The 15,884-nt window shown below is 71.0% G+C and carries 10 protein-coding genes; 3 read left to right on the forward strand and 7 right to left on the reverse strand.

Annotation, left to right across the window (positions count from 1 at the left end):
• Positions 1 to 330: 330 nt before the first annotated feature.
• Both mnmG and H0E82_RS04620 read left to right on the forward strand, forming a co-directional pair.
• Positions 331 to 2,220: a tRNA uridine-5-carboxymethylaminomethyl(34) synthesis enzyme MnmG gene (gene mnmG / locus H0E82_RS04615; protein ID WP_180544258.1), complete on the forward strand. Its 1,890-nt coding sequence runs from the start codon at positions 331 to 333 to the stop codon at positions 2,218 to 2,220.
• Between the two features lie 199 nt (positions 2,221 to 2,419).
• Positions 2,420 to 2,785 carry a hypothetical protein gene (locus H0E82_RS04620; protein WP_180544260.1) on the forward strand — a complete coding sequence of 122 codons (366 nt, stop codon included), beginning with the start codon at positions 2,420 to 2,422 and terminating at the stop codon, positions 2,783 to 2,785.
• A 22-nt stretch (positions 2,786 to 2,807) separates the two neighbouring features.
• On the opposite strand, the gene H0E82_RS04625 is transcribed toward H0E82_RS04620, so the two are convergent.
• Positions 2,808 to 4,049, reverse strand: coding sequence for an acyltransferase family protein (locus tag H0E82_RS04625; RefSeq protein WP_180544262.1), 1,242 nt, complete (start codon positions 4,047 to 4,049; stop codon positions 2,808 to 2,810).
• A 155-nt stretch (positions 4,050 to 4,204) separates the two neighbouring features.
• On the opposite strand from H0E82_RS04625, the gene H0E82_RS04630 reads away from it, so the two are divergent.
• Positions 4,205 to 5,083: a LytTR family DNA-binding domain-containing protein gene (locus H0E82_RS04630; protein ID WP_180544264.1), complete on the forward strand. Its 879-nt coding sequence runs from the start codon at positions 4,205 to 4,207 to the stop codon at positions 5,081 to 5,083.
• Positions 5,084 to 5,216: 133 nt separating this feature from the next.
• Here H0E82_RS04630 and glgX read toward each other — a convergent pair whose 3' ends face one another.
• The 6 genes from glgX to glgB are packed head-to-tail and all read right to left on the reverse strand — an operon-like array spanning position 5,217 to position 15,862.
• A complete protein-coding gene (gene glgX / locus H0E82_RS04635; protein ID WP_425600313.1) occupies positions 5,217 to 7,358 on the reverse strand; it encodes a glycogen debranching protein GlgX in 2,142 nt (713 codons plus the stop codon).
• Complete coding sequence (locus H0E82_RS04640) at positions 7,355 to 7,531, reverse strand: DUF2934 domain-containing protein (protein ID WP_180544266.1); 177 nt, start codon at positions 7,529 to 7,531, stop codon at positions 7,355 to 7,357. The genes glgX and H0E82_RS04640 overlap by 4 nt, the downstream gene beginning before the upstream one ends.
• A 3-nt stretch (positions 7,532 to 7,534) precedes the next feature.
• A complete protein-coding gene (gene treY, locus H0E82_RS04645) occupies positions 7,535 to 10,048 on the reverse strand; it encodes a malto-oligosyltrehalose synthase (protein WP_180544268.1) in 2,514 nt (837 codons plus the stop codon).
• Positions 10,045 to 11,922 carry a 4-alpha-glucanotransferase gene (locus tag H0E82_RS04650; protein ID WP_180544270.1) on the reverse strand — a complete coding sequence of 626 codons (1,878 nt, stop codon included), beginning with the start codon at positions 11,920 to 11,922 and terminating at the stop codon, positions 10,045 to 10,047. Before H0E82_RS04650 ends, treY begins: the two co-directional genes overlap by 4 nt.
• Positions 11,919 to 13,679, reverse strand: coding sequence for a malto-oligosyltrehalose trehalohydrolase (gene treZ / locus H0E82_RS04655; RefSeq protein WP_180544272.1), 1,761 nt, complete (start codon positions 13,677 to 13,679; stop codon positions 11,919 to 11,921). Before treZ ends, H0E82_RS04650 begins: the two co-directional genes overlap by 4 nt.
• A complete protein-coding gene (glgB, locus tag H0E82_RS04660) occupies positions 13,667 to 15,862 on the reverse strand; it encodes a 1,4-alpha-glucan branching protein GlgB (protein ID WP_425600316.1) in 2,196 nt (731 codons plus the stop codon). Before glgB ends, treZ begins: the two co-directional genes overlap by 13 nt.
• Positions 15,863 to 15,884 lie beyond the last annotated feature (22 nt).

Genomic DNA, 15,884 nt, shown 5'->3' on the forward strand with positions numbered 1-15,884 from the left:
CGCCTGACCCATCGCGTCGGTTTACGACGAAAAAGTCACACCCTGTCGACACCCGGCGGGGGATCACCGGATCCCCCCTGTTCCGCCTCCGCCGGGCGTCGGCTCTTCGTTCCAGCCCGTCAGGGCTGACGTGGAGCCAAAAAAAGGGGCCGGATGTCCCCCGACATCCGGCCCCGCGCTTCCCCAAGACGTACATGGCCGGCCCTGTTCCAATCTCCAGCCGCGTCCCCCTTTCAGACGCTTGCCATCCCGGGTGCAATCGGGTGTACGCAGAAACCATGCCAACCCCGGCGCTCCGCGTCGACGGCCGTTCCACGCGATAATCCGCGGATGCCCAACGACTTCTACAGCTACGACGTCATCGTCGTCGGCGGCGGCCATGCCGGCACCGAGGCGGCGCTCGCGTCTGCGCGCGCCGGTGCGCGCACGCTGCTGCTGACCCACAACGTCGAGACCATCGGCGTGATGAGCTGCAACCCGGCGATCGGCGGGATCGGCAAGGGCCATCTGGTGCGCGAGATCGACGCGCTGGGTGGCGTGATGGCCCGCGCGGCGGACGCGGCCGGCATCCAGTGGCGCCGGCTCAATGCATCGAAGGGCCCGGCCGTGCGCGCGACGCGCTGCCAGGCCGACCGCAACCTCTATCGTGCCTTCGTGCGCCGGGCCGTCGAGGCGCAGCCGAACCTGACGATCTTCCAGTCCGCGGTGGACGATCTGGTCATCGAGGGCGACGCGGTGCGCGGCGCGATCACCCAGACCGGGCTGCGCTTCGATGCGCCGGCGGTGGTGCTGACCGCCGGTACGTTTCTCGCCGGGCGCATCCACATCGGCGAAGCGCAGTCCGCGGGCGGGCGGGCAGGTGATCCGCCTGCAGCGACCCTCGCGGCGCGCCTGCGCGAACGTCCGTTCGTCGTCGATCGCCTGAAGACCGGCACGCCGCCGCGCATCGACGGCCGCACGCTCGACTACGCCGCGATGACCATCCAGCCGGGCGACGATCCGCGCCCGGTGTTCTCCTTCATGGGCAGCCATGACGATCATCCGCGCCAGGTGCCGTGCTGGATCACCCGCACCACCGAGCGCACCCACGCGATCATCCGCGGCGCGCTGCACCGTTCGCCGATGTATTCGGGCCAGATCGAAGGCATCGGCCCGCGTTACTGCCCGTCGATCGAAGACAAGGTGGTGCGCTTCGCCGACAAGGACAGCCACCAGATCTTCGTCGAGCCTGAAGGCCTCAACGTCGCCGAGATCTATCCCAACGGCATCTCCACCTCGCTGCCCTTCGACGTGCAGCTCGAACTCGTGCGCAGCATCGTCGGCTTCGAGAATGCGCACATCACCCGCGCCGGCTACGCGATCGAATACGACTTCTTCGATCCGCGCGGGCTCAAGCACACGCTGGAGACGCGCGCCGTCGCGGGGCTGTATTTCGCCGGCCAGATCAACGGCACCACCGGCTACGAGGAAGCCGCCGCCCAGGGCCTGCTCGCCGGCGTCAACGCCGCGCGCCAGGTACGCGGGCTCGATGCCTGGAGCCCGCGCCGCGACCAGGCGTATATCGGCGTGCTGGTCGACGACCTGATCACGCACGGCACCAGGGAGCCCTACCGCATGTTCACCAGCCGCGCCGAATACCGGCTGCAGCTGCGCGAGGACAATGCGGACCTGCGCCTGACCGAAGCGGGCCGCATGCTCGGCCTCGTCGACGACGCGCGCTGGGCTCGCTTCGACGCCAAGCGCGAGGCGGTCGAGCGCGAGACCGCGCGCCTGCGCGGCCTGTGGGCCTCGCCGCAGAATGCGATCGGTCGCGATGCGGTCGCGACGCTGGGCATCGAACTGCGCCGGGAGAGCAGCGGCATCGATCTGCTGCGTCGTCCCGAGCTCGGCTACGCCGATCTGATGCGCGTCGAGGCGATCGGCCCCGGCGTCGAAGCGGCCGACGTTGCCGAGCAGGTGGAGATCGAAGCCAAGTATTCGGGCTATCTCGAGCGTCAGCGCGCGGAGATCGAGCGCCAGCAGCGCCAGGAAACCACGGCGATCGCGCCGGACTTCGACTATGCGCAGGTGCGTGGCCTGTCGGCCGAGCTCGCGCAGAAGCTCACCCAGGTGCGGCCATTGACGGTCGGGCAGGCGCAGCGCATTCCCGGCATGACGCCCGCCGCGATCTCGCTATTGCTGGTGCATCTGGAGCGCGCACGGCGCACGCGCGCGGCTTGACGGCGCGCGGCGACCGTATCGCCTCGACCCCGTGCAACGTCAGCGTGCGCAACCGCGTGCGTTGCGCACCAAGCTGACCGATCGACATGCGTGCAAGCGCTCGGACACACAGCGGCGTCGGCCATCAGGCGCGGCCCGATCATCCGGCGTTCGGCGAACCTGTGCTCTGGTACGGCCTTCGACCGTGCAGGACACCGACATGACGAACAGATCCGTGGCCTTCGGTGCATCCATCGCCGCCCTCATCGGCATCGCGTACTGGGCGGTCGCGTCCGGGATAGCGGAGGGTGGCGAACCCTGGGATGCGCCCGCGTACTGGACGGTGATCTATCCGGGCGCGCTGCTGGTCTCGGCCATGCTCGGATCGGCGATGCCGACGCGGGCCTGGCTCTGGGGCCCGATCGTCGTGTTCGCCCAGGTGCCGGTGGTGATCGCCGTATCGGGCGCCGGGGCGCTGCTGCTCGCGGGCCTGGTGTACGCGGTAGCGCTGTCGGTTCCGGCGGCGCTGGTCTCGGCCGGTGCCGGCTGGATGCGCCGGCGCCTGCGCACGGGTAGGGCGCGCTGAGTCTGCACGCGACGCCCGCTGCTCACGCGCTCCGCGCCGTCGATACATCGGCATGGCCCGGACCTGCGCCTCGGGCCGGGCGTGCGGCCCGCGGCAGTCCGAACAGCGGTCGCAGCCAGCGGATACGGCGGATCAGCAGCTCGTGGATCAGCAGACAGCCGGCGACGGTGATCGCGAGCACCAGCAGCGGCTCCCACAGCGGCCCCAGGCGCAGCGGAATCAGCCAGTAGGCAGCGAACACGATCAGGCTCTGGTGCAGGATGTACCAGGGATACACCGCCTCGCTCGCGTAACGCAGTCCCGGCCACGGACGGTTCAACAGTCGCGCGCCCCAAGCCAGCATCGCGAGGAGTGCGGTCCACGCGTACAGCGCGTGCGCGCCCACCGAGACGAGCTTCCAGCCCGGCAGCGGCATCCACGCGTCCAGGCCCGCAGCCGACATCGCCCCCGTGTCGAGCAGGCGGCCGATCACACGCAGCGTCATGTAGACGGTCGCGCCGAGCAGCGCGAGTCCGGTCAGCGTCCAGCGGTGCGCGTCCAGCGCGGTCCATATCGTGGCGCGCCGGGCGATCAACACGCCGAATGCGAAGACCGGCAGGTATTTCGCATGGTTGAACCAGTCGCCGGCCACGGCGTGCGTGGACGGATACCGCGGCGCGAGGACGAGCAGGGCGAAGAGCAGCCACAGCGCCGGCAACGTCCACAGCAGCCAGCGTCCACGTGCGGTCAGCCAGTCGGCCAGCCGCGTGCCGCCGAACGCGCGCAGCAGCGGCAGCGCGGCCAGCACACCCAGTGTGTAGACCCACAGGTAGGCCAGATACCAGAGATGATTCCAGGTGAAGCCGTACTCGGCGCCGGTGAACGTGCCGGCCGGCCACGGCCGCAGTTGCAGATAGCGCAGCAGGAAGGCGGCGAACCCCGGCGCGATGGTGCCGAGCGTGCGCGCCTCGCAGTACACCTGCACCGGCACCACCGCGACGATGCCGAATGCCAGCGGCAGCAGCAGGCGCCAGCTGCGGGTGCCGACGAGCCGTGCCGGGGCGCGACGTGCCAGCACCAGGCCGAGCGTGATGCCCGACAGCAGGAACAGCAGCGACATCCGCCAGCGGTTGACCAGCACCATCGGCCATTCGACCCAGGCCAGCAGGGTCGGGCTCTTGATGTGGAAGCCCCAGTCGACCACGTAGACCATGCCCACGTGATAGAGGATCAGCAGCGCGAAGGCGATCACGCGCAGAGTGTCGAGGTCGTGGCGGCGGTCCATCGGAGCCTGCGATCGGTACGGGGATGCCACGATGCGCGCCCTCGCCGGGGGTCCTCCGCCGCCCGGGGCTTCGTGGCGCGGTTCCGGGGACGGACCGCGGGGCGGCAGGGACGAGTGGGGCAGGCCGATCTGCGCGCGCTGCCTAGAATGCGCGGATGTCCGACCGTCCATCCACGCCGCGCTCCGGCGCCGAGCGCTACCTCGCCATCCGCCGGCCGGTCGAGGTGGGTTACTGGCTCGTCACGTACCTGCTGTCCGGCGTGGGCAACAGCGTGACCACCTGGATGGACGTCCAGCGACTCGACCTGCCCTATTCCGCATGGGAGGTCGCGAGCTGGGAAGGCAGCAGCGCCATCGCGCTGCTGGTGCTGGTGCCGGCGATGGTGTGGTTTACCGGGCGCTGGCCGGTGCATCTGGACAGCTGGCGGCAACGTCTGCCGCTGTACGCCGTGGCGAGCGTGGTCTGGTCGATGCTGCACGTGGGCCTGATGGTCGGCATGCGCCGCCTGGTCTACGCCTGGCACGGCGAGACCTATGTCTTCGGTGATGCCTTCCTCTACGAGTACCTCAAGGATGCGCGCACCTTTCTCGGCATCGTCGTGGTGCTGCACGTCTACCGCCTGCTGGTACGTCGCCTGCAGGGCGAGGCCTCGCTGCTGGCCGCACCGGACGACGACAGCGCGCCGGTCGAGCCCGTCGAGCGCCCGTCGCGTTTTCTCGTCCGCAAGCTCGGCCGCGAATTCCTGGTCGCGGCCGACGACATCGAGTGGATCCAGGCCGCCGGCAACTACGCCAACCTGCACGTACGCGGTAAGGTCTATCCGCTGCGCAGCACGCTCGCCGAACTCGAAGCGCGACTCGATCCTGCGCGCTTCGTGCGCGTGCACCGCAGCCATCTGGTCAACGTCGACCGCATCGCGTCGATCGAAGCGCTCGACAGCGGCGATGCGCGCATCCACCTGCAGGACGGCACCGCCGTGCCGTGCAGCCGGCGGCACCGCGACCGGCTGCGCACCGCAGCCGCGCCCGGCTGACGCGCGCGGTCCCCGTGCGTCAGCCGGCGACCGCAGCGATGCCGGACACAAGCCGCAGCCGGCCGCCGGGCGGGGCATGCGGGCCGAGACGCCACGCTCCGCACGCGGACTCTGCGCCGCCCCGGGACGCCGCCTAGCGCCGGCGCGCGCCGAGCAGCATCAGGCTGCGGTCGCCACGTTCGATCACCGCCCCGCCGTCGAGCAGCTCGTCGCGATCGGGATCGGCGGTGTCGATGAGGACCTCCCATCGCACGTCCGGATCCGCCGGCAGCGCGAACCGCACGGCGACCGAGCTGGCATTGGCGAGGATGACCAGGGTGGTGTGCGCCGCCGGCGTCCGCAGCCCGCTGTCCGGCGCCCGGCCATCGAGCCGCACCATCAGCGCGCGGGCCTCGGGGTCTTCCCACTGGCCGGGCGAGAGCTCGGCCCCGTCCGGCGCGAGCCAGCCGATGTCGCGCAGCCCGAGGGTCTCGTCGAACCGGCCGTCGAACCAGCGCGTGCGCCGCAGCAGCGGATGTGAGCGGCGCAGCGTCGCCAGGCGCGCGACGAAGCGTGACAACGCACGCCCACCCTCGCTGCCTGCCCGCTCCCAGTCCAGCCACGCGATCTTATTGTCCTGGCAGTAGGCGTTGTTGTTGCCCTGCTGGGTGTGTCCGAACTCGTCGCCCGAGAGCAGCATCGGCGTGCCCTGCGACAGCAGCAGGGTGGCGAGGAAGTTGCGCTTCTGCCGATCGCGCAGGGTGTTGATCGCCGCGTCGTCGGTCTCGCCCTCGGCGCCGTAGTTGGCCGAGAGGCTGTGGTCGTGGCCGTCGCGGTTGTCCTCGCCGTTGGCGATGTTGTGCTTGTCGGCGTAGCTGACCAGGTCGTGCAGGTTGAATCCGTCGTGCGCGGTGACGAAGTTCACCGACGAACGCGGGCGGCGGCCGCGATGGTCGAACAGGTCTGCCGAGCCGGTGAAACGCCGCGCGAACTCGGCCAGCTGGCCACCATCGCCGCGCCAGTAGGCGCGCATGGTGTCGCGGTACTTGTCGTTCCATTCCGACCAGCCCGGCGGGAAGTTGCCGACCTGGTAACCACCCGGGCCGATGTCCCAGGGCTCGGCGATCAGCTTGGTCTGCGCCAGCAGCGGATCCTGGCCCACCGCATCGAGGAAACCGCTGCTGCGGTCGAAGCCGTGCGGCTCGCGGCCGAGGATGGTCGCCAGGTCGAAACGAAAGCCGTCGACATGCATCTGGTCGGCCCAGTAGCGCAGCGAATCGTTGACCATGCGCAGCGCGCCGGCATTGGTCAGGTCGAAGGTGTTCCCGGTGCCGGTGTCGTTGATGTAATAGCGGCGATCCTGGGCCAGGCGGTAGTAGCTGGCGTTGTCGATGCCCTTGAACGACAGCGTGGGCCCCAGCTCGTTGCCTTCGGCGGTGTGGTTGTAGACCACGTCCAGCAACACCTCGATGCCGGCCTGGTGCAGGTGCGCGACCATCTGCTTGAACTCGGCGATGTTGCCGCTGGCCAGATAACGCGGGTGCGGGGCGAAGAAGCCGATCGAGTTGTAGCCCCAGTAGTTGCGCAGGCCGCGCTCGAGCAGATGCTGGTCGTCGACGAAGGCGTGGATGGGCAGCAGTTCGATCGCGGTGACGCCGATGTCCTTGAGATGCGCGATGACCGCATCGTTCTTGATCGCCGAGAACGTGCCGCGGGCGCCCTCCGACACCTGCGGATGCCGCATCGTCAGACCGCGCACGTGTGCCTCGTAGATGACCGTCCTGTCCCAGGGCGTGTGCAGGCGGCGGTCGTCACCCCAGGTGTGCGCCGGATCGACCACCGCGGCCTTGGGCATGTAGGCCGCACTGTCGCGGCGGTCGAAGCTCAGGTCGGCGTCGCGGTGACCGATCGTGTAGCCGAACAGGTGCGGCGCCCATTTCAGTTCGCCGACGATCTGCCGGGCGTAGGGATCGAGCAGCAGCTTGTTCGGATTGAAGCGGTGGCCGGCGTCGGGCGCATACGGCCCGTGCACGCGGTAGCCGTAGAGCTGGCCCGGTCGCACGTCGGGCAGGTAGCCGTGCCAGACCTCGTCGGTGTGCTCGGGCAGGGTGATGCGTTCCTGCTCGCGGCCGCGCGCATCGAACAGGCACAGGTCCACGCGCGTGGCGTTGGCCGAGTACAGGGCGAAGTTGACGCCCAGTCCGTCCCAGGTCGCGCCCAGCGGAAACGGGCGACCTTCGCGGATCCGCGAGCGCTGGCGCAGGCGCTCGGGCGTCGCCCGTCCCGCGGCGCTCAATGCGCACTCCCGGTGTCGAGGCCCAGATCCTCGTGCTCGGCGCGCAGTTCGGCATCGACCAGGCGCTCGGCCATGGCCCAATGCCGGTCGGCCTGACCGTCGGGCCTGCCCTCCGCTTCCCAGACTTCGCGTGCCAGTTCCCGGATCCGGGCGTTGCGTTGCTGCTCGTCCATTCGTCACCCGTCGTCGCGGATCAACACCGCGACAGGAAATATCTGCCAGAGATCGGCGACCATGTGGTCGCCTCCATTGAATTCGCGCCCACTGCAGGCGTCGCGCCAGCGGCCCTCCTGCAACGACAGCTGCGTGCGGGTCCAGGCGTCCGGTTGCCATGCCGGTGCATCCGGCCGCACGCGCAGGGCGGCGGATGCGCGCGGGATCGCCACGATCAGCGCAGCGCCGTCATGGCGTCGTGTAAATACGAGCACGCCATCGGCGTCTTCACCTTCCGCCTTCAGTGGCGCGTAATCGCCTGCCGCAAACAGCGGCGGCTGCGCGCGCCGCAGCGCCAGCAACTGTTGCCATACCCGACTCTTGATGCCGCCCCCTCGCCAGTGCGTATGCGCATCGTGGGGAGCGTCTAGCCAGCTGCGACGCACTGCGTAGTCCACCGGGCGGCGGTTGTCCGGATCGACCAGGCTCAGGTCCCAGCCTTCGCAGCCCTGGTAGAGATCCGGCACGCCCGGCACGCACAACTGCAGCGTCGCCTGCGCGAGGCCGAGCACCGCGCCGGGCGCGGCGATGCGTTCTGCAGCCTGGGCAAGAAGCAGGCGCGCAGCGCCATCAGCGAATGCCGCGTCGCGCAGCGCGCCCGCGGCAGCTTCGTAACGGATGTCCGGATCGAGCCAGGAACTGCGCAGCTTGGCTTCGCGCAGGGCTTTTTCCTGCCAGCCGGCGACGCGCCTGCGCAATGCGTCGACGCCGGCATCGTCGTCGGCGTGCAGGTCGGGCGGCCATGCACCGACGATAGTCTGCCAGAGCATCCAGCGATCACCGCCATCGACCGCCGCGCAGGCCTCCGGCACGGCGGCTTCGATCGCCGCCACGCGCGTTGCCCAGTCGTGCGGATCGCTGGCGAGCACCGCCAGCCGCGCACGCACGTCGGCGCCGCGCTTGTGGTCGTGGGTGCTGGTGGCGACCAGGGCACGCGGGCCGCGCGCGGCGGCCTTGCGATGGAAGACCGCAGGCGGGCAGGCGAGCGACACCGGATGGCTGCCGACCTCGTTGCGCGAGATCAGCGCGCCGTGGCGATAGAACGCGGTGTCCTCGACCGACTTCGCGTTCAACGGTGCCGAGAGCTGCTCGCAGGCGGTGCGCAATGCGGCAGCGGCATCGCCCGGTCGCTGCAGCAGGTCGTCGACGAGGCCATCGATCGCGCGCTGCAGGGCCGCGTCGACGCCGCGCGCACGTGCGCGATCGGCCGCCTGCCGCCAGCGCGCCAGATCCTCGGGCTGCATCCCGTCGCGTGGCGCATAGGTGCGGTACACCGGGAACTCGGCGAGCACGGCATCCAGCGCACGGTGCAGCAGCGGCGCGCCGAGTTCCTCCAGCGCGGAGTCGCGAACGATCGCCGCATCGAGCAGACGACCGGTGCGCGCGCGTTCCGCGGCCAGGGCCCCCTGCAGCAACTGCGTCCGCGCGAGGTGTTCTTCGCCGACGAAATCGCCGCTGCGGCCACTGTGCGCACGCCACTGCGCGACCAGCTGCGGTTCGCCGTCCGGTTCGAGCAGCACGCCGCCCACCTGGTCCATGAAGTCGTAGCCGGTGGTGCCGTCGCAATCCCAGTTCCCGGGCAGCGTTTCATCGGGTGCGAGGATTTTCTCGACCAGCAACACGGGTCTGTCCGTCCCCGGCGCGGCAGCATCGAGCGCTTTTCGCAGTTGTTGCAGATACGCGCGCGGGTCGGCGAGACCATCGACATGATCGATGCGCACGCCATCGATGAGGCCTTCGCCGAGCAGGCGCAGCGGCAGCGCGTGCACCGCGTCGAACACGTCGGGGCGTTCGATGCGCAGCGCGGCGAGCCCGGTGACGTCGAAGAAGCGCCGGTAATTGATCAGGCTGTTGCCGGTGCGCCACCAGGCGAGCCGGTAGGGCTGCTCCAGCACCAGCGCATGCAGGTGCTGCGGGGCAGCGTTGACTGCTTCGCACCAGGCCGTCGCATCCGATTGCGCGGCCCCCTGCACCGGGTACTGGCTGCCGTGATGGTCGAGCACCACGCCGCGTCCGGTCGGCGCCACGCGCAGTACGCCTGCGTCGACGGCTTCACGCAACGGACGGTCGAGGACCGGCAGCCACAGGCGTCCATTGCGGCCCGGCGCGTCCCAGTCGATGTCGAACCACCGGGCATGTTCGGCGTCCCGGCCATGGGCGAGCACGTCCCACCACCAGGCATTGTCCGCATGCGTCGCCATGTGGTTGGGCACGATGTCGATGAGCACGCCCATGCCCGCATCGCGCGCCGCCATCGCCAGTGCGCGGAATCCTGCCTCGCCACCGAGCGCCTCGCTGATGCGGGTGGGATCGACCTGGTCGTAGCCATGGGTCGAGCCCGGGGTCGCCACGCCGATCGGCGACAGGTACAGATGGCTGATGCCGAGCGCGGCGAAGTAGTCGAGCTGCGCGCGCGCGGCATCGAAGGGGAAATCGGCGTGCAGTTGCAGACGGACGGTGGCGCGCAGCGGGGTCATGCGTCGAGGTTCCTTGCGGCAGCGAACGCGCGCAGGCGCGCGGCGAGCGCCGGGGTGTCGTCGACGGCCGTGGGCAGGCGGCGCCGCCAGTTGGGGTGTTCGTCGACGGTGCCGGGCAGGTTGGGTTGTTCCTCGAGCCCCAGTGCGTCCTCGACCGGCAGCAGCGCAAGCGGCGCCGGCGAGGCGGCGGCATACGCCGCCCACGCGACCGGCCCGGTCGCGCCGATCGCGTCGAGGCAGGCGGCATCGAGCGCGGCGACATCGTCGGCACGGGCCTCGCGCTGCGTCTGTAGTACGTCGCCCGGCACCGCGTCGATGCGCGCGCGCCATTCGAGATCGCGGCCCTGCGCCCATCCCGCCAGCGTGGGCAGGTCGTGGGTCGTGGTGGTCGCGATCGCGTCGCGGCGCCAGCGCTTCGGGGGCAGGAAGGCGCCCTCGGCGTCGCGGGTGAACGGCAGGACGTCGATGCCCAGCACGCCGCGCCGCGCGAGCGTGTCGCGCAGGCCCGGCGGTACGACGCCGAGATCCTCGCCGATGACGATGCAGCGCTGCCGCCACGACTCCAGGGCCACCAGGTTGAGCAGGTCCTGCAGCGGATACTGCAGGTAGGCCCCGGCCGACGAGGGCGCGCCCCGTGGCACCACCCACAAGCGCATCAGACCGAGGATGTGATCGATGCGCACGCCGCCGCGCGCGTGCATGGTGGCGCGCAGCAGCGCGCGGAACGGGGCATAGCCAGTGCGGCGCAGTCCGGCAGCACTGTAGCCGGTGACCCCCCAGACCTGCCCGGCCGCATTGAAGGCGTCCGGCGGCGCGCCCAGTTCCAGGCCCTGCAGCACCGCGTCGGGCCAGGCCGCAGCCTCGGCGCCCGCGGGATCGAAGCCGACGGCGATGTCGGCGATCAGCCCGAGACCCATGCCGCGATCGCGTGCCGCGCGCTGTACGCCGGCCCAGCTGCGCTCGGCGAGCCATTGTGCGAAGCGGTGAAAGCCCGGCTCGCCGTCGCCGTGGTCGCGCGCGGCGTGGCGCGCGAACGCCTCTAGCGCGTCGCCGCCCGCCATCTCGAACTCGGCGAGATCGGCGCGCAGGCCCTCGGCGAGATGTCCGCGGGCGGCGTACAGGGCCCGCAGACGGCGCCATCGTGCCGCCGTGGCGGCGGGCCAATCGATCAGTGCGTCGTCGCCGGCAGGCGCCGTCGCCACGTGGCCACACGCGGCGGCGACGACATCCGCGCCCAGGACCAGGGCCGGCGCGGCATGGACGGGATCGAAACGGCGGCGGTCACTGGGCGAATACGGGCTGCACACCCCCGTGCACGGCCGGGCCGCATGCACCGGGCTCAGCGCGACCGCGTCGCCGCCCGCAGCCGCCACGCGGTAGACCCAGTCGAGCACGCCGGCCGCATCGCCCACGCCGCCGTCATCGGTCTGGCGGGTCGAGTACACCTGCACGCCCACCCCCCAGGCCCGCGGCGCCGGCAGGTCGAGGGCATCCGCCACGCTGTAGCAGCGCGGCGGGGCGACCGCCAGGCTGTGGGACGCACCGGCGCGGCGGAACCGCCAGTCGCCCGGGCGTGCAGGCGCGCGGGCCATGCCGCGCCCGTCGACCGCCATCTCCACTTCCTCGCCGTCCTCGTGGATCAGCGTCAGCAGGCCGGCCTCCACCCCGGCCAGATGCACCGGCCCGGACGCCTCGGCGGTGACCAGAGGCGGCAGGCCGGGCGGGTCGAGTGCCGCATCGCCCTGTGCCGCGTCCATCGCGGCGAGGATCGCGTGCAGGTCCGCGTCGGCGACCGTCCGGCCGATGCCGGCCGCGTCTTCCCAATGACGGCACAGGCCGGCGGCGCTGGCCCGTGCATGCAGCGATGCGCTCATGCCGCGTCCCGCCAGCGCAGCAGGAACGTATCGGGGGGCAGCACGGCGTCGTCCGGGGCGCCGTCACTGCGGTAGTGGCCCGCGCCGGAGGGGATGCCCGCCGCGGCGAGATCGATCGGCGCGTCGCCCAGGTTCAGCACCGCGTCGAGGCGGCGTTCCGCGTCGCGCCATGCGGCGTGGACCACGCCCGGCGCGAGGACACCCGCGCCATCGGCGCGCAGGTCGCACAGGCGCGGCGTGAGCTGCGCCCGGCGCACCGCGAGCAGCGCGGTGAACCAGGCCACCCAGCGCGCACCTTCGGTGGTCCCCGCATCGGCGATCGCGACGCGCGCGGCTTCGAATGTGGCCTCGGCGTTCGGGTCGGGAATGCGCGCGCGCCGGGCAGGATCGGCGAAGGCCGCGAACTGCGCGAATTCGCGCCGACGTCCCTCCCGCACCGCCTCGTCGAGCGGCGGCGGAAAGTCGGCGAAGAACGGGAAGGGCTGGCGCGCGCCCCAGGGCTCGCCCATGAAAAACAGCGGCACCATCGGGGTCAGTGCGGTCAGCGCCAGCGCCGCGCGCAGGCGGGGTTCGGCGAGCGACGTGACCAGGCGGTCACCGAAGGCCCGGTTGCCGATCTGGTCGTGGTTCTGTGCGAACGCGACGAAGTGGCAGGGCGCGACCTGCGCGCTGGGTTCACCGCGCACGTGCCCGCGCGGATCCGGCTGCCCCTGGTAGGCGAAGCCTTCGCCGAGCACCCGCGCCAGATGTGCTTCGGGCGCATCGGCAAAGGCCGCGTAGTACCCCTCGCGCTCACCGGTCAGCAGCACGTGCAGCGCATTGTGGAAATCGTCGTTCCACTGCGCGTCGTAGCCATCCGGCCCGAGCCACGATGCGGTATTGCCCTCGTTCTCCAGCACCAGGTGCACGTGGCGGTCCGGCGGCAGGCTGGCACGGATCGCGTCGCGCAGCTGGTCCAGGAACGCCGGCGGCGCGATGGCGTGCACCGCATCCAGGCGCAATCCGTCGATGCGGTAGTCGTGCAGCCACATCAGTGCGTTGTCGATGAAGTAGCGCCGCACCTGCGGCCGGGTGAAGTCGATCGCCGCGCCCCAGGGCGTGGCGACGTCGTCGCGGAAAAAATCCGGCGCATAGGCGGAGAGATGATTCCCGTGCGGCCCGAAGTGGTTGTAGACCACGTCGAGGAACACCTGCAGACCCAGCCCGTGCGCCGCGTCGACCAGCGCCTTGAGCGCGTCCGGCGACCCGTAGGCCGACGCCGGGGCATACGGCAGCACGCCGTCGTACCCCCAGTTGCGCCGGCCCGGGAATTCCGCGACCGGCATCAGCTCCACCGCGGTGATGCCCATCGCCGCGAGCGCGGGCAACTGCCGCTGCAGGCCGGTGTAGCCACCGCAGGCGCCGACGTGCGCCTCGTACAGCACGACCTCGTTCCACGGGCGCCCGTGCCAGGCGGTGTGGTGCCATGAGTAGGCGTCGGGATCGTGCACCGCCGACGGTCCGTCGACACCTTCGGGCTGCCAGCGCGAGGCGGGGTCGGGCACCGTCGCGGCGTCGAGCCGGTACCGGTAGCGCAGGCCCGGCCGGCCGGGATGCGAGAGCGAGAACCCGCCGTGGCCGTCGGGCGACATCGGCACCGGCGCGGCGTCCTCCGGCACCAGCCAGGCCTGCGTGCAGGCCGGGGCCCACACCGCGAAGTGCACCGAGTCGCCGTCCAGTCGCGCGCCCCATGCGGGCGTCGTGCTCAGTCCTCGCATTCCAGCCACAACGTGGCCAGCGGCGGCAGGGTGAGGTGAAGCGACTGCGCATGTCCGTGCATCGGATCGGGTGATGTCGGCAGGCCGCCGCCATTGCCGACGTTGCTGCCGCCGTAGAAGGCGCTGTCGGTATTGAGCACTTCGCGCCAGCGGCCCGCGCGCGGCACGCCGACGCGGTAGTCGTGGAGCACCTGCGGGGTCATGTTGCTCACCGCGAGCAGCACGCCGCCGCCGGTGCGGTCGTGGCGGACGAAGGCGAATACGCTGTTGGCGTGGTCGTCGCCGACGCTCCACTCGAAACCACCGGGGCGATCGTCGTCGACATGCAGCGCGGGCCGGGTGCGCAGGCCGTGGTTGAGGTCGCCGACCAGACGCTGCAGGCCCGCATGGCGCGGCTCCGACAGCAGGTGCCAGTCCAGCGCGTGGTCGTGCGACCACTCACGGCGTTGGCCGAGCTCGCCGCCCATGAACAGCAGCTTGCGTCCCGGGTGCGCCCACATGAAACCGAGGTAGGCCCGCAGGTTGGCATGCTGCTGCCAGTCGTCGCCGGGCATCTTGGACAGCAGCGAGCCCTTGCCGTGCACCACCTCGTCGTGCGACAGCGGCAGAACGAAGCGCTCGGAATACGCGTAGACCATGCCGAAGGTCATCTCGCTGTGGTGGTGCTGGCGATGCACCGGATCGCGCTGCATGTACTGCAGCGTGTCGTGCATCCAGCCCATGTTCCACTTGTGCGAGAAGCCGAGCCCGCCCTGCGCCGTGGGCGCGGTGACGCCCGGCCACGCGGTGGATTCTTCGGCCATCACCCACACGCCCGGATGGCGGCTGCGGATCTCGTCGTTGAGCCGGCGCAGGAACGCCACCGCCTGCAGGTTCTCGCGCCCGCCGTGCTCGTTGGGCACCCACTCGCCCTCGCCGCGGCTGTAATCGCGGTAGAGCATCGAGGCGACCGCGTCCACACGCAGTCCGTCGAGATGGAAGCGCTCGATCCAGTCGAGCGCGCTCGCCACCAGGTAGGCGGCCACCTCGTTGCGACCGTAGTTGTAGATCAGGGTGTTCCAGTCGCGGTGCACGCCCTCGCGCGGATCGGCGTGCTCGTACAGTGCGGTACCGTCGAAGCGCTGCAGGCCGTGGGCATCGTCCGGAAAATGCGCGCCCACCCAGTCGACGATGACGCCGAGGCCGGCGCCGTGACAGGCGTCGACGAAACGCGCGAAACCGGCGGGGTCGCCATGCCGGGCGGTGGGGGCGAACAGCCCGACCGGCTGGTAGCCCCAGGAGCCGCCGAACGGGTGCTCGCTCACCGGCAACAGCTCGATGTGGGTGAAGCCCAGACCGGTCGCGTAGGGCACCAGTGCGGCGGCGAGGGCGTCCCAGTCGAGCGGACCGCCGTCGGCGGCACGTCGCCACGATGCGGCGTGCACCTCGTAGATGCTGATCGGCGCATCGGGCGCATCCGCGCGGGCGGCCATCCATGCGTGGTCCGACCATGCGTAGGACTCGCGCGACGGCACGATCGACGCGGTGGCCGGCGGCGGCTCGGTACGCCGGGCGAGCGGGTCCGCCTTCTGCTGCAGGCGGCTGCCGTCGTTCACGGTGATCGCGTATTTGTAGCGCTGTCCGGCAAGCTCCTCGGCCAGGAACAGTTCCCACACACCGGCATCGTGGCGCAGGCGCATCGGATGGCGGCGCTCGTCCCAGCCGTTGAAGTCGCCGACCACGGCGACCCGTCGTGCATTGGGGGCCCAGACGGCGAACCGGGTGCCGGCGATGCCCTCGTGCTCGCAGGCGTAGACACCAAGCGCGCTGCGCACGGCGTCGGGATCGCCGTTGGCCAGGCGCTGGATCGTCGCTGCGTCGATGACGTTGCCGAAGCGGTACGGGTCCTCGGTCTCGTGCAGGCCGTCGGGCCATGCGATCCGCAGCCGGTAGGGGCAGACCGACGGCAACACGGCCTCGAACAGGCCGCGCGGATCCACCTGCTGCATCGGCACGTCGACGCCGTCGGCCAGCAGCGTCGCGGCCTGCGCGCCCTGGAGCATGACCCGCACGCGACAGCGTCCGTCGGAGAGGCGGCACGGCCCGAGCAGCGCGAACGGATCCGCCGGCTGCCCGTCGAGAAGCGCGTCGAGGGCGGGGGCGCGGTCAGACGGCATGCCGTCGGCCGCGCCGGGATCGAGCATGTGGCCGGGTTCGTATCCGTCG

It is taken from the genome of Luteimonas deserti, assembly GCF_013425765.1.
Taxonomy (GTDB): domain Bacteria; phylum Pseudomonadota; class Gammaproteobacteria; order Xanthomonadales; family Xanthomonadaceae; genus Luteimonas; species Luteimonas deserti.

What these genes read in the sequence shown, in the direction of transcription:
- H0E82_RS04640 (WP_180544266.1), bottom strand. Translation starts at nt 7,531, where the DNA reads ATGGACGAGCAGCAACGCAACGCCCGGATCCGGGAACTGGCACGCGAA.
- treY (WP_180544268.1), bottom strand. Translation starts at nt 10,048, where the DNA reads ATGACCCCGCTGCGCGCCACCGTCCGTCTGCAACTGCACGCCGATTTC.
- H0E82_RS04630 (WP_180544264.1), top strand. Translation starts at nt 4,205, where the DNA reads ATGTCCGACCGTCCATCCACGCCGCGCTCCGGCGCCGAGCGCTACCTC.
- H0E82_RS04625 (WP_180544262.1), bottom strand. Translation starts at nt 4,049, where the DNA reads ATGGACCGCCGCCACGACCTCGACACTCTGCGCGTGATCGCCTTCGCG.
- treZ (WP_180544272.1), bottom strand. Translation starts at nt 13,679, where the DNA reads ATGCGAGGACTGAGCACGACGCCCGCATGGGGCGCGCGACTGGACGGC.
- glgB (WP_425600316.1), bottom strand. Translation starts at nt 15,862, where the DNA reads ATGCTCGATCCCGGCGCGGCCGACGGCATGCCGTCTGACCGCGCCCCC.
- H0E82_RS04620 (WP_180544260.1), top strand. Translation starts at nt 2,420, where the DNA reads ATGACGAACAGATCCGTGGCCTTCGGTGCATCCATCGCCGCCCTCATC.
- H0E82_RS04650 (WP_180544270.1), bottom strand. Translation starts at nt 11,922, where the DNA reads ATGAGCGCATCGCTGCATGCACGGGCCAGCGCCGCCGGCCTGTGCCGT.
- mnmG (WP_180544258.1), top strand. Translation starts at nt 331, where the DNA reads ATGCCCAACGACTTCTACAGCTACGACGTCATCGTCGTCGGCGGCGGC.